This window comes from Pseudomonas sp. GW821-FHT01E05 (assembly GCF_059422425.1).
In genome coordinates this window covers 134,606-148,019 of sequence record NZ_JBWKWW010000002.1, presented here as the reverse complement: position 1 = coordinate 148,019, position 13,414 = coordinate 134,606, and the positions used below count along the sequence as shown (strand labels likewise).

The 13,414-nt window shown below is 57.7% G+C and carries 11 protein-coding genes; 3 read left to right on the top strand and 8 right to left on the bottom strand.

The features are described 5' to 3' along the window. Nucleotides 1-162 precede the first annotated feature (162 nt). The 3 genes from AC07W5_RS04205 to AC07W5_RS04195 all read left to right on the top strand — a co-directional run bounded on the left by AC07W5_RS04205 (nt 163) and on the right by AC07W5_RS04195 (nt 2,658). Nucleotides 163-960 carry a hypothetical protein gene (locus tag AC07W5_RS04205; protein WP_495011268.1) on the top strand — a complete coding sequence of 266 codons (798 nt, stop codon included), beginning with the start codon at nt 163-165 and terminating at the stop codon, nt 958-960. Nucleotides 961-1,033: 73 nt separating this feature from the next. After that, nucleotides 1,034-1,807 carry a hypothetical protein gene (locus tag AC07W5_RS04200; protein ID WP_495022838.1) on the top strand — a complete coding sequence of 258 codons (774 nt, stop codon included), beginning with the start codon at nt 1,034-1,036 and terminating at the stop codon, nt 1,805-1,807. A 107-nt stretch (nt 1,808-1,914) separates the two neighbouring features. Continuing rightward, on the top strand, nt 1,915-2,658 hold the full coding sequence (locus AC07W5_RS04195; protein WP_495022837.1) for a hypothetical protein: 744 nt from the start codon (nt 1,915-1,917) through the stop codon (nt 2,656-2,658). A 362-nt stretch (nt 2,659-3,020) separates the two neighbouring features. Here the strand turns inward: AC07W5_RS04195 and AC07W5_RS04190 are convergent, their stop codons facing one another. From AC07W5_RS04190 to prmA, 8 genes are all read right to left on the bottom strand, one after another. Beyond that, nucleotides 3,021-3,617: a MarC family protein gene (locus AC07W5_RS04190; RefSeq protein WP_494993508.1), complete on the bottom strand. Its 597-nt coding sequence runs from the start codon at nt 3,615-3,617 to the stop codon at nt 3,021-3,023. Nucleotides 3,618-3,680: 63 nt separating this feature from the next. Further along, the gene (locus AC07W5_RS04185; RefSeq protein ID WP_494993509.1) at nt 3,681-6,458 is read right to left on the bottom strand and encodes a hybrid sensor histidine kinase/response regulator; all 2,778 of its coding nucleotides are present in this window, start codon (nt 6,456-6,458) and stop codon (nt 3,681-3,683) included. A 99-nt stretch (nt 6,459-6,557) separates the two neighbouring features. Then, complete coding sequence (gene purD / locus AC07W5_RS04180) at nt 6,558-7,853, bottom strand: phosphoribosylamine--glycine ligase (RefSeq protein ID WP_495022836.1); 1,296 nt, start codon at nt 7,851-7,853, stop codon at nt 6,558-6,560. 153 nt (nt 7,854-8,006) lie between these two features. Then, nucleotides 8,007-9,614, bottom strand: a complete 1,608-nt coding sequence (purH, locus tag AC07W5_RS04175; RefSeq protein ID WP_494993511.1) for a bifunctional phosphoribosylaminoimidazolecarboxamide formyltransferase/IMP cyclohydrolase — start codon at nt 9,612-9,614, stop codon at nt 8,007-8,009. 81 nt (nt 9,615-9,695) lie between these two features. Continuing rightward, nucleotides 9,696-10,016 (bottom strand): DNA-binding transcriptional regulator Fis, encoded by a 321-nt coding sequence (gene fis, locus AC07W5_RS04170; protein ID WP_494993512.1) that lies wholly within the window; start codon nt 10,014-10,016, stop codon nt 9,696-9,698. Continuing rightward, entirely contained in the window at nt 10,013-11,026 is a 1,014-nt protein-coding gene (dusB, locus tag AC07W5_RS04165) for a tRNA dihydrouridine synthase DusB (protein WP_494993513.1), read from the bottom strand. Before dusB ends, fis begins: the two co-directional genes overlap by 4 nt. Nucleotides 11,027-11,221: 195 nt before the next feature. After that, complete coding sequence (locus AC07W5_RS04160) at nt 11,222-12,472, bottom strand: DUF3426 domain-containing protein (protein ID WP_495022835.1); 1,251 nt, start codon at nt 12,470-12,472, stop codon at nt 11,222-11,224. 30 nt (nt 12,473-12,502) lie between these two features. Further along, the gene (gene prmA, locus AC07W5_RS04155; protein WP_495011274.1) at nt 12,503-13,381 is read right to left on the bottom strand and encodes a 50S ribosomal protein L11 methyltransferase; all 879 of its coding nucleotides are present in this window, start codon (nt 13,379-13,381) and stop codon (nt 12,503-12,505) included. Nucleotides 13,382-13,414: the final 33 nt, after the last annotated feature.

Here is a 13,414-nt window from a genome sequence, read left to right as displayed (position 1 = left end):
ATTATTTAATTTGCATTGCAGTCGCCGCTTTTCTCATGTGTCGAGTCTGGGGTATGTGCTCGTAATATATTGTCAAGTGTCTGGTGTGGAAGTTATCGGGTTTGGGCGCTAGCTTTAGGAGGCCAGCTAAAAAGCTGAAACCCAAACTGATATGAGTATTTAATGATGACATTTGAAATGGATGTGACCGTTCCCAGTCTTGAAGAAAGCAGGGCTTTTTTTCGTGACGCAAAAGTTGCACCACAATCTTTACGTCCCCAGGTTCTGTCGCTGAACATACCCTTGGTGAAACAAGGTAATGAAGACTCGGATTTACTACTTGGCAAGTATGCTCCCGCAGTAATTGGATTTGCTGATAATGTCTCGGAAAATAATAGACAGGCTGCAATGGACAGCATTCACTTTTCCGAGCGATATGCTGATACAAAAGCGGATGTCAAGAATACGCCGATTGCGTGGCATGCCCATTATCGTGAGGCAATGAAGCACTGCGGCTGGACTATGACCTCCTATAAATATGATGACCATACAACTTCCCAGACGAACGTCACGATGGAGTCCATTGTCCTGGATATTGTCAAGGTCGTTGCCGGGGCCAATGCCGCCGCAATGCTCGACTTGCTGGGCAGTGTTTTCGATACGATAAAATCTGATGATAAGCTTGTACAGATTTTCGATAGTACCAGCAAGAAGGGCAGCACGGGAGAGTTCAGGATTGTGCCGTGTTTACAGTCTCGTGGCGGTAGTGTGATTACTTTATTCCTGGCCATGGATTGCGAACTCAGGTCAAGCCAGGGTGGGGCCTGGTTCTGGAAGTGGAAGTGGTCCCGGCTTGAAATGAAAAAAGTAGCCACAATGGTTGAGCTGAATATGCGCGTTCACCTCCGAAACCAGGACCTTATGTACGCGGTGCTGGATCGGTCTTCGGAAGACTTCTTCGAAAAAGCCAAGCTCCAATAAGTAATAGTCCCGACTGGGTTGCTCGACGAGTAACCCTTTTTTGGAAAAAAATACGACTTATGGGAGCGCCGCGATGAGTGTTAATTATGATGTGATGGTGGTTGCAGGAAATCTGCTGTCGACTTCGGACGGTTTGCCGAATTCCTGGAGGGACGATGCGCTGAACGCTCTGCTTTTTTCTCAGCTGTTTGCAAGCTCCCAGGTGGATAAGTTTGATAAGCCTGAAAAGTGGTACAGCGCTCATACCAAGGCCATGGTGCAGACGAAGTGGCGTCGTACTCATTACCGGTCGGAAACCTTCGAGCCGGACAGAAAATCGATAATCACGCTTCAAGAGCTGATTCAGGAGCACTTACCGGGTTGTTTGAGCAGTTCTCAAGGGCTGAGCGTTGGGGATATGACGAGTCGCATTGCTCAGCTCCCCTGTGCTGAGGTGGTTCAGACGGTATTTCGGGAGAACGTAATAAGTACAGTACGGACTGGAATCAGTTCGCCCGGGAAAGCTGCGATTTCAACTATCGCTCTGCAGGCAGGTTTTATCGAGCAGGGTCCCATTACCTGTTCGGTATATATCAATTTTAGTACTTCTGAGGTTGTCGATATCAACCTGTTTAATCAATGTTTCTCGGGTAAAGACATTGTTGGCAAAATCAGTGTCGATTTTTCACAGCAAGAGCTGGATAAGGTGGATTATGAAAAATACAACGTGCGTGAGAAAGTGCTGAGCCGACTCTCCGGTGCACAAGACAATTTGATTCTTGCCGTGCCTTCTAACTGCATTCAACTTGACTGCAGCAAGTGCTGTACCTCCGTCACGTGCCAAAAGCACGACGAATCGACAGGGTAACGTTGTTCTCATCATTTTAGAGGTCCGCGGGATGCGGACCAACATATCTCAAGGAGGGGCTGGATAGGAGTAGCGAAATAGACGAATTGAACTCGCCAGAGTTTCTCGTGCGAGCTGAATATTTTAATAGTCTGGAGGCGATGCGGCCTATTGTTAATAGAACCAGGCACTTTGCCAGGCTGCGCTCTGTCATGGGGAACCTGGCGGTACAGGCCGTTCCTCAGGAAGGTGCCGCTGTCATTGGGGAGAGTGTTGTCGCCTACGATCGTAAATTGACGCCGCAGAACCGCGAGGACTTCGATGACAGCATCCTGTTTGCGCAACTTGTAGCGGGCAGGAGATTCGATCCGGACACACACCTTGCCCAGTGGTTTAAAGAATATGCCAAGGCGCTGGAGATGGCTGGTTGGGGTACTGCAAGCCACGCTTTTTCCGAGTTTCAAAGTCGTGAAATACAATTCACGATGGATGAGGCTATCCTGCAAATCATTGCCGCCATCGCCGGGCCGGATAAGCTCCAGCTCTTGGGGCTGGTAACCGGTGCATTCAAAGCACTGGAAAAAAATGATAATGCGTTAAAACTGTTTGAATCCAGGAGCAAGAAAAGTCGCTCGAGCAATTTCCAGGTCGTCCCGTGCATTCTGACTGCCGATGGTCAACTCAGCATGGCGATAGCGTGTGTGCACTTGATGGCCAAGTCGCGTATCACGAAAGTTCTGTTCTTTAAATACTTCGGTGAGGACATAAGACTTTATCGTGCAGCGGGACGTCGCGGATTGAATCAGCGTGTCTACAATAAATTCAGAACTAAAATTCAGGATTATGTCGATAGCGCCAGGGCAAGCTATTGAAACGGGTGGGGCACTCGCCACCGGGGTCCGGCTACTCGTTGCTCTGTGCAATCACGGCTCGATGATGAATTTGCTGTTCTTGAATTTTGAGACTTCAGAGGTTGTGGAGCTGAATGCAGTTGATCAGCTTTTTTCCACTGACAGGTTCTTCTCGGGCCTGTCGGTCAGCTATTGCTCGCTGGAACTCTCACAACGAGTATTTGCGAGGCAGCGAGACCGAATGACCAGGCTGCTTGAGCCTCACCAGCAATTGTTGTCGGTAATCGCTGGGGGCACACAGGAAAATTGATGGCGACCAAAGCCGATACACGTTGAAGCTTCAATCCAGGGGGATCAGGGCCAGGCCCTGATGCATATCAGTATTACGGCACCAGATACCCTTTGACCCCGGTAAAGATAATCTGCGCTGCCAGCGCGCACACGAACAGCCCCATCAACCGACTGACGATTTGCAAACCCTGATCGCCAAGAATGCGTTCGATGCGGTTCGACAGGTAGAGCACGACGCCGACGGTGAAGCTGGCTATGGCGATGCTGAGAATGGCGGTGAGTTTGTCGTCCCAGTGCGGCTGGCTGACGCCCATGACCAGCAGAGCGCCTATAGTGCCAGGGCCGACTGTCAGGGGAATGGTCAGCGGGACGATGGTCACGTCCTGCTGCACGTTATCGGTCTGCACTGCCGACTTGCCTTGAGCCATGCCCAGCGCCGAGATGAACAGCACGCTCCCGGCGCCGATGCGAAAGGCATCCACGGTGATGCCGAATACGCTGAAAATCACCCGTCCGAACAGATACAGCAAGACGCTGGAGACCAGGGTCGCGAGGGCGACTTTCCAGGCCAGACGCCGACGTTCCTTACTGGAATAGCCACGGGTCAGGCTGATGAAGCAGGACAGAACGAAGAAGGGGCTGTAGAGCACCAGCATCTTCAGGTAAACGCTGAACAGCACGTGGAGCATGGTTGGAGCTCGCGGCGAAGGAGGGCGACGGAGAGTCTATCAGGCGTTGTGCAGTCTGTCGGCTCAGGAGGTTTGAGCCGTTGGCTGATTGTGCGAATCACGTTGCGCAACCCAATGCTCGACCAACTCGCGCAGTTGCGACAGCTCGACCGGTTTGGCCATGTGCCCGTCCATGCCGGCCTGGCGAGCGCGCTCCTTGTGTTCGGTCAGGATGTGCGCGGTCAGCGCTACCACCGGCGTGCGCGTGCGCTGATTGCCAACTTCCCAGGCGCGCAGTTGTTGCGTGGCGGAAAAACCGTCGAGGATTGGCATTTCACAATCCATCAGCACCAGATCGTAACGTTGGGCCTTCATCGCGCGCAGGGCTTCTTCGCCGTTGCTGGCGGTGTCTGGCTGCAGGTTGAGTTTGCCCAGCATGCCGCGAATCACCTTGGTCGAGATGCTGTTGTCTTCAGCGACGAGGATACGAAAATCGTGTGGCACCTTGATCGCTACAGGCACGCCTGATGGTGCGTGATAGGGCATAACGAGCCCTTTGTTGCGTTGGGTCAACTCGTCGGCCAGGGTAGTCTTGAGGGTGTAGCCAGCGACAGGTTTGGCGAGGATGCGTTTGATCCCGGAGTTGCGCGCAATGATCTTGCTCGGTGCGTTGCTGATACCGGTGAGCATGATCAGCAGAATATCGTGGTTCAGGCTCGGGTCTTCCTTGATCTTCGCGGCCAGTTGCATGCCGGTCATGCCAGGCATGTTCTGATCGAGCAGGACCACGTCGAAGTAGTCGCGCAGGTGGGCCTTGGTTCGCAGCAGGGCCAGCGCTTCCTTGCCGGAAGGGACTGCGCTGACGTTCAGGCCCCATGCGCTGCATTGCTGCACCAGGACTTTGCGGCAGGTGTCGTTGTCATCCACCACCAACACTCGGGCACCTTGCAGCGGGCCATCAAGATCGGAGGTCGGGTGTTCGAGGCGTTCCGGATCCAGGGGCAAGGTCAGCCACAGCGTGCTGCCGCTATTATTGCCGCTTTTGATGCCGAACTCACCGTGCATCAGCAGGATCAACTGGCGGGCGATGACCAGCCCCAGGTTGCCACCCAGGCGCGTCGCGGAGAGAAAATTCTTGCTGTGCAGCTCGGCATGCAGCAAGGCATCGCGTTCGCTTGTGTCCATGGGAACACCGCTGTCTTGTACTGCGATGCGTAGCCGAGGTTTGGGGCTGCGTTCGTCGAGGGCGACGACGATCAGGATTTCGCCCTCGTCGGTCTTCTTCAGCGCGTTTTCCAGCAAACTCAGTAGCGTCTGGCGCAGACGTGTGGGGTCACCGCTGATCACCCGTGGTACTTGCGGCTGAATAAAACTGATCAGCTCGACGTTTTGCTGCTCGGCCTTGGCCCGGAAAATACTCAGGCAGTCTTCGATCAGCGCGTTGAGGTCGAACTGCACATCGTCCAGCTCGATTTGCCCGGACTCGAGCCTGGAGATGTCGAGAATCTCGTTGATCAAGGTGAGCAGTTCGTTGCCGGCGCTGTGGATGGTCTGCACGTAGTCCCGTTGTTTGACGGACAGTGGTGTGCCCAGCAGCAGCTCGGTCATGCCCAGCACACCATTCATCGGTGTGCGGATCTCGTGACTGATTTTCGCCAGGAACTCGGCCTTGGCGTTGATCTCGGCATTGCTGGCGGCCAGGTCGCGGCTGATGCTGAAGCGGGCTTCGGTGATGCTGCGCTGACGCTCGCTCAATGCGATGCTCATCAGCAGGCCGCTGATGCAGATGAAACCGAGCAACGTCATGATCAGACCTTGCGGAGCCACCAGGGTCAACCCCAAAAGTGCTGGCAGAATGATCAGGGTGCCAATGTTGAATATCACCATGGCCACAACGAACAGGCGTGCCGGACGGTAGCCTTTCTGCCAGTGATAAGCCGCGACGAACAGCATGCTCAGGCCGGCGAGAGCCACCAGCGCATAGGTCATGATGTTCAGCGGCAGCGTGTTGACAAAGAGCAGCAGCAAGCCGCACAAGGTGATGAGAAGGATATCGCCCAGCAACAGTTTGTTCAGCGGATGTGGGCCAAGGGGAGCGAAGAATCGGTAGGCGAACATCAGGCCGCAAGGCGCGGTCAGCAGCAAGGACAGGTAGGCGCCAGGCGTTTGCAAGGCGTGCCAGTCCGACAGCCATGGGCCAGCAAGATTGAGCAGAAGCAGCAGGCTCAGCAGCAACAGACCTTCGCAGGCGGCCAGCCACATACAGCTTCTGGAGCGCGTGTAGGCGTAGCGGGTCAGGTTATGCAGGATCAGCATCGCCAGGCAGCCGAACAGCAGGCCGTAGATCAGGGGCTGGCCTTGATCTGCTGCGCTCATGACTGCAGATTGCAGGGTGATGTAAGGGCGCAATTGGTGTTCGGAAACCAGTCGCAGGTACACATCGAGGGCTTTTTGACTTTGTGGCAGCGGCAGGATGTAGTCGCTGCTGGGCAGCGGTCTCTCGGCCTGCGGCTGAGCGTTGCCGGTGTTCACTTGCTCGATCAGCTTGTCGTCGTCGAGCACGTATAAATTAAGGTGAGCAAGATCAGGCGCGAAAATTCGCAGCAGTTGCTCGTGTTTGTCTGGCTGGAGTTTGAAGCGTAGCCATAAGGCGCCGTCAGGCTCGGCAGCGGTCAGGTGACTAAGTTCGATCGGGCTGAATTGATTGGTGTAGCGGGCAGAACGGATGTCGCTCAGTTGCAGATCGGCCGTTTCGTCAAGCAATACCGCCCAGCCGCTGCCTTGCGCGGCCTGGACCGGTAGCAAACAGAGCAGAGTCAGCAGACTGACGGTGAAGCCTATGGCAATCCTGAGCCAGCGCACGGCGAAATCCCTTCGTAGATTGATGCCAGAATATAACTATGCGCGGGGCTGGAATAGTACGGCAAGGGCCAGAAGCCCTTGCCTATCCAAATGGATAGCTTATTCCCGATTTTCGCCACGCTCGCGGGCAATGGCACGGTAGCCAATGTCCTTGCGGTAGAAGCAGCCTTGCCAATCGATTTTGGCCGCCAGTCTGTAAGCTTGCTGTTGAGCCGCATCGACGCTCTGGCCCAAAGCGGTGGCGCAGAGTACTCGGCCGCCAGCGGTGATGACCTGACCGTCTTTCAGTGCAGTGCCAGCGTGAAAGACTTTGCCTTCCAGTGTGGCCGCTGCATCCAGACCTTCAATGATCGCGCCTTTGGCGTAATCACCAGGATAGCCGCCGGCTGCCAGAACGACACCCACGCTTGGACGTGGATCCCATTGCGCTTCGACCTTGTCCAGTGCCTGGGCCAGAGCAGCCTCGATCAGCAACACCAGGCTCGATTGCAGACGCAGCATCACCGGTTGGGTTTCCGGATCGCCGAAGCGGCAGTTGAACTCGATGACTTTCGGATTGCCAGCCTTGTCGATCATCAGACCGGCATAGAGGAAGCCGGTGTAGACGTTGCCTTCCGCGGCCATGCCGCGCACGGTTGGCCAGATCACCAGATCCATGACGCGTTGGTGAACTTCGCTGGTGACCACCGGGGCAGGGGAGTAGGCACCCATACCGCCGGTGTTCGGACCGGTGTCGCCGTCGCCGACGCGTTTGTGGTCCTGGCTGGTGGCCATCGGCAGCACGTTCTTGCCGTCGACCATGACGATGAAGCTGGCTTCTTCGCCGTCGAGGAATTCCTCGATGACCACACGGGAACCGGCTTCGCCGAAAGCATTGCCGGCGAGCATGTCACGTACGGCGTCTTCGGCTTCAGACAGGGTCATGGCGACGATCACGCCCTTGCCGGCGGCCAGGCCGTCGGCCTTGATCACGATCGGTGCGCCTTTTTCACGCAGATAAGCCAGGGCTGGCTCGATCTCGGTGAAGTTCTGGTAGTCGGCGGTCGGAATCTTGTGGCGGGCCAGGAAGTCCTTGGTGAAGGCTTTGGAACCTTCCAGCTGTGCGGCACCGGCAGTCGGGCCGAAGCAATCCAGGCCACGGGCGCGGAACAGATCCACGACACCGGCGACCAGCGGCACTTCCGGACCGACGATGGTCAGGGAAACGTTCTTCTCGGCGAAGTCGGCCAGCTGCTCCAGCGCCAATACGTCGATAGCGACGTTCTCGCACTTGGCTTCAATGGCGGTGCCGGCGTTGCCCGGGGCCACGAATACTTTTGCGACACGCGGATCCTGAGCCACTTTCCAGGCCAGGGCGTGTTCACGGCCACCGCTGCCAATGATCAAAACATTCATTTCAAAAACCTCGGATGACGCTAATTCGGGGGAAGCTGATCGTTCCCACGCTCTGCGTGGGAGTGCCTCTACGGACGCTCTGCGTCCGATGCCGTGGGACGCGGAGCGTCCCGGGCTGCGTGCCCACGCAGAGCGTGGGTACGATCAAACAGATTAATGACGGAAGTGGCGCATGCCCGTAAAGACCATCGCAATACCCGCTTCGTCGGCCGCGGCAATCACTTCGTTGTCACGCATCGAGCCGCCAGGCTGGATCACGGCAGTGATACCGACCTTGGCCGCGTTATCGATACCGTCGCGGAACGGGAAGAAGGCGTCCGAGGCCATGACCGCGCCCTGGACTTGCAGCCCGGCGTGTTCAGCCTTGATCGCGGCGATGCGAGCGGAGTTCACGCGGCTCATCTGGCCAGCGCCGACACCGATGGTCTGACGGTTCTTGGCATACACGATGGCATTGGACTTGACGTACTTGGCGACTTTCCAGGCGAAGATCAGGTCATTGATCTCCTGCTCGGTCGGAGCGCGCTTGGTCACCACTTTCAGGTCTTCGCTGCCGATCATGCCGATATCGCGGCTCTGGACCAGCAAACCGCCGTTGACGCGTTTGTAGTCCCAGGCCGGAACGCGCTCAGCCGACCACTGACCGCAGGTCAGCAGGCGCACGTTCGCTTTCGCGGCAACGATGGCGCGGGCTTCTTCGGTGACGCTTGGAGCGATGATCACTTCGACGAATTGACGCTCGACGATGGCCTTGGCGGTTTCAGCGTCCAGCTCGCGGTTGAAGGCGATGATGCCGCCGAACGCCGACTCGGTGTCCGTCGCGTAAGCCAGTTCGTAAGCCTGGCGGATACCGCCTTCGGCGTCCGGGCTGACCGCCACGCCGCACGGGTTGGCGTGCTTGACGATGACGCAGGCTGGCTTGACGAAGCTCTTCACGCACTCCAGCGCAGCGTCGGTGTCGGCCACGTTGTTGTACGACAGCTCCTTGCCTTGCAGTTGGGTCGCGGTGGCGATGCCGACTTCGGCCGGCTTGGCCTCTACGTAGAACGCCGCGCTCTGGTGCGGGTTCTCGCCGTAGCGCATTTCCTGGGCCTTGATGAACTGGCTGTTGAAGGTGCGCGGGAATTCGCTGCGACCGGAGGTCGAGAGGGTTTCAGCGGTCTGGTTCACAGTGCCCATGTAGTTGGCGATCATGCCGTCGTAGGCGGCGGTGTGCTCGAAAGCCTTGAGCATCAGATCGAAGCGCTGAGCGTAGGTCAGGCCGCCGGCCTTGAGGCTTTCCAGAACATTGGCGTAATCGCTCGCGTTGACCACGATGGCCACGTCTTTGTGGTTCTTGGCCGCGGAACGAACCATGGTCGGGCCGCCGATATCGATGTTCTCGATCGCGGTCGGCAGATCACAACCTGGCTTTGCGATAGTGGCTTCGAACGGGTAGAGGTTGACGGCAACCAGATCGATCGGCTTGATGCCGTGCTCGCTCATGATAGCGTCATCGATACCGCGACGACCCAGGATGCCACCGTGGATTTTCGGGTGCAGGGTTTTGACCCGACCGTCCATCATTTCTGCAAAGCCGGTGTAGTCCGCGACTTCTACTGCGGCCACGCCGTTGTCCTGCAGCAGCTTGAACGTACCGCCGGTGGAGAGGATCTCGACGCCCAGGGCTTCCAGCTCACGGGCGAATTCGAGGATCCCGGTCTTGTCGGAAACGCTGATCAAGGCGCGGCGGATCGGCAGGCGGGTAGTCTGGTCGGTCATCTCAATTTCCATCAAAAGCAAAGGAGTCAGCAAAAAAGGCGACCGGTCTTGCGCGGGCGCCTTTCTGGTTTGATTGAATGCTTACAGCAGATCGTACTGCTTGAGTTTCTTGCGCAAGGTGCCGCGGTTCAGACCGAGCAACTCGCTGGCCTTGGTCTGGTTGCCCTTGACGTAGTTCATCACGCTTTCGAGCAACGGCGCCTCGACTTCGGAGAGCACCAGGTTGTACACGTCCGTGACGGCAGCGCCCTCAAGGTGGGCGAAATAATTGTGCAGCGCCTTCTCGACACTCCCGCGAAGGGTCTGACCCTCTTCGCTCGGTGTATTGAGGTGCTGTTTCAAATTTACATTGTCGCTCACGGGTGTTGTTCCACTCACTAAAGTCTCGCTCATCATCGTCATGCGGCCACCCCTTCTCCGTCCCCTGTCACCAGGCTCTTGTAACGCTCGGCGAAAAACTCACGAACGTTGGCGCGCTGTGCTTCCGTATCATCCAAACGATTGAAGTGGGCGCGGAACTCCCTGGCGCCCGGCAGGGTTGCGAGATACCAGCCCACATGCTTGCGAGCAATGCGTACGCCCATGACATCCCCATAAAAGGTATGCAGCGCGGCCAGATGCTCTAGCAGAATACGTTCCACCTCGAACAGCTCCGGTGCCGGAAGTGTTTCGCCGGTACGCAGAAAATGCTCGATCTCACGAAAAATCCATGGTCGCCCTTGGGCGGCCCGGCCAATCAACAGACCATCGGCACCGGTCGCGTGGAGCACGTACCGAGCTTTTTCGGCCGAGTCGATATCGCCGTTGGCGAAGACCGGAATGGACACCGCCTGCTTGATCGCGGCAATGGTGTCGTACTCGGCTTCACCGGTGTACAGATCGGCGCGGGTCCGGCCATGGACTGCCAGCGCAGTGATTCCTGCCTGCTCGGCGATCTTCGCCACCGTCAGGCCATTTTTGTTCGCCCGGTCCCAGCCGGTGCGGATTTTCAAAGTGACCGGTACATCGACTGCGGCCACCACGGCGTGCAGGATCTCGCTCACCAAATCTTCGTCTTTCAGCAACGCGGAGCCGGCAGCCTTGTTGCAGACCTTCTTCGCCGGACAACCCATGTTGATATCAATAATCTGCGCACCCAACTCGACGTTGGCGCGGGCCGCATCCGCGAGCATCTGTGCATCACCGCCGGCGATCTGTACCGAGCGTGGCTCGGGATCACCTTCGTGGATCATGCGCAGACGCGATTTGCGACTGTTCCACAAGCTCATGTCGCTGGTGACCATTTCCGAGACTACAAGGCCTGCGCCCAACCGTTTGCACAGCTGACGAAAGGGCTGGTCAGTGACGCCCGCCATGGGAGCGAGAATCAAGCCGTTAGGCAATGTATATGGACCGATGCGTACCGCCGACATAGGGCTTCCCTGTTGTGGGGCCGGATCATTAGAGTTCGAAAAAGGGTTGGCATGATACCCGCTCTCGATGACTGGATAAAGGCTGAATTGGATAAAATCTGAACAGTTATTCTGTTATCGCCAGCGGTTTGGCTCGACGCGAGGGAGTCAAAAAGCTGTCTTCAATGTGCAGTTACGCCAATTGACTGCGGCGTTTCATTCGGGTGAATGGAAGCTCAGGCTGTAATTGACGGCTTTCGGGCCGGGGTCAAGGATGTCCAGAGCGATATGGATCGGCGTCTGTGGCGGCATTTCTGCCAGGCCTTCAAGTTCGCCGTTGAGGTATTCGCTTGGTTTGAAGCGCCGACTGGCGATCAGGTGCCCATTGAGGTCGGCAAAGCGTAACTCCAGCAACGGAAAGGGCTGAGAGAATTGTGCGCGGTTGTAGATGATTGCATCGACCACCAGTGCGCCACTGAAATCCGGATGGCTGCGCACCACCAGATTGCTGCTCTTGATGCGCGCAATGTCGACCTTGGACGGCACTGTGCAGCCGATTTCCGGGCACAGTTGCTGGAACCATGGCCGGTATTGGTCCTGACGGGCCAGCTCGTCGAAGTGGTAGGCGATGTACTGGCCTGCCAGTGCGGCGGCGCCGAGCAGAATCAATAATCCCCAGAAGAAGCGTCTGCCCCAGGGTGAGCGGCGCTTTTGCCAATCAAGATGCACCGGTTCGTCGGCCAGGTCCTGCAGCACCTCGTCATGCAGGCCAGGCTCACTGCGTGCGTGTTTTTTGCTCGCTGGTTCGGCCTCCAGCGGCTCTTCGTCGTCATCTGCTGCCGACAAGCGTTCGTGGTGTTCGTGCGCTAGCGGCTCCTGGCTCGGGCGCATAGGCGGCGCGGTGGGTTCGTCGTCAAGATCGGCCAGCTCAAAAGACAGTGAGGGCTCGGTGCGGCCGGGTTTGGGCGGTTCGACGGGCGGGGCTGTCGGTTTACTGTTTGTGTTGGCTGCAGGCTCAGCGGGCTCAATCGGTTCTGCGCGCTCGGCAGCCGATCCGCTGAACAGGCTTTCGGACCATTGTTCTTCCTCGCTGTCGGTCGTATCCCTGCGTGCGCTCAGCGAATCCTCCTTGTGCTTGCGCTCTTGCCCGAACTCCTTGGTCGGCTGGATTTCCCGTTGCTCGAGCTTGGCGAGTTCTTCGTCGAGGTCGAGATTGTCCAGGTCGAGTTCGGCGGCCGTCCATTGCTTCTGGCTGATCGCCCTGGGGGCGGAGGTCTCGGTCGGTGTTGTCGCATTGGGGGCGACGGCTTCATTGCCAGTGCGTTGCTCGAGCAACTGCCGCGCGGCGTTGAACACCTGCAGGCATGAGCCGCAGCGAACCACTCCACGGGCTACGCTCAACTGGGCGTGGCTTACGCGAAAGCTGGTTTGGCAATGCGGGCACTGGGTGACGAAGCTGTCGGTCATGCGGCAATCCGGTTTATGCAGGCGTCCATTCTAGCGCCGACGGCCAGTGATACGCACCCAGCCTTCGCGATTGGCAATCGGGTCCAGCTCGAAGTCTTGGGCATAAGCTGCTGCGACGTCTTCGCCCTGTTCGGCGAGGATGCCCGACAGCGCCAGGCGGCCACCCGGCCTGACCAGGCTGGACAGTTGCGGGGCCAGGGAAACCAGGGGGCCAGCGAGGATATTGGCGACCAGTACATCGGCCTGAACCTGCGGCAAATCCTGTGGCAGGTACAGCGGGAACAATTCTTCGGCAATGTTGTTGCGCCCGGCGTTATCGCGGGAAGCCTCCAGGGCTTGCACGTCGATGTCGGTGCCGACGGCTTCTTTGGCGCCCAGCAGCAGGGCGGCAATCGCCAGGATCCCCGAGCCGCAACCGAAGTCCAGCACGTTGCAGTCCTTCAGTTCCTGGCCGTCGAGCCATTCCAGGCACAGCGCGGTTGTCGGGTGGGTGCCGGTGCCGAAGGCCAGGCCCGGGTCGAGCAGCAGGTTGACGGCGCCCGGCTCCGGTGCGGCATGCCAGCTCGGGACGATCCACAGACGCTGGCCGAAGCGCATTGGCTGGAAGTTGTCCATCCAGCTACGTTCCCAGTCCTGATCTTCGATCACTTCGCAGTGATGTTCAGGCAGCGGGCTGCCGGTCAGCAGTTCCATATGGGCGAGGACGCTGGCGGCTTCTGTGCCGCCTTCGAACAGTGCCAGCAAATGGGTGTGGGACCACAGCGGGGTGGTGTTCAGTTCCGGTTCGAAGATCGGCTGATCTTCGGCGTCCATGAACGTCACCGAAACGGCGCCGACTTCAAGGAAAGCGTCTTCGTAGGTTTCGGCTTGTTCTGGGCTGATGGCGAGACGGACTTGCAGCCAAGGCATGGCGGGCACCTTCGGAAAATGTAATTGCAGCCT

Coding starts and splice junctions, on each gene's coding strand:
- dusB (WP_494993513.1), bottom strand. CDS start 11,026: ATGTCGGCGGTACGCATCGGTCCATATACATTGCCTAACGGCTTGATT.
- AC07W5_RS04160 (WP_495022835.1), bottom strand. CDS start 12,472: ATGACCGACAGCTTCGTCACCCAGTGCCCGCATTGCCAAACCAGCTTT.
- fis (WP_494993512.1), bottom strand. CDS start 10,016: ATGACGATGATGAGCGAGACTTTAGTGAGTGGAACAACACCCGTGAGC.
- purH (WP_494993511.1), bottom strand. CDS start 9,614: ATGACCGACCAGACTACCCGCCTGCCGATCCGCCGCGCCTTGATCAGC.
- AC07W5_RS04205 (WP_495011268.1), top strand. CDS start 163: ATGATGACATTTGAAATGGATGTGACCGTTCCCAGTCTTGAAGAAAGC.
- AC07W5_RS04190 (WP_494993508.1), bottom strand. CDS start 3,617: ATGCTCCACGTGCTGTTCAGCGTTTACCTGAAGATGCTGGTGCTCTAC.
- prmA (WP_495011274.1), bottom strand. CDS start 13,381: ATGCCTTGGCTGCAAGTCCGTCTCGCCATCAGCCCAGAACAAGCCGAA.
- purD (WP_495022836.1), bottom strand. CDS start 7,853: ATGAATGTTTTGATCATTGGCAGCGGTGGCCGTGAACACGCCCTGGCC.
- AC07W5_RS04200 (WP_495022838.1), top strand. CDS start 1,034: ATGAGTGTTAATTATGATGTGATGGTGGTTGCAGGAAATCTGCTGTCG.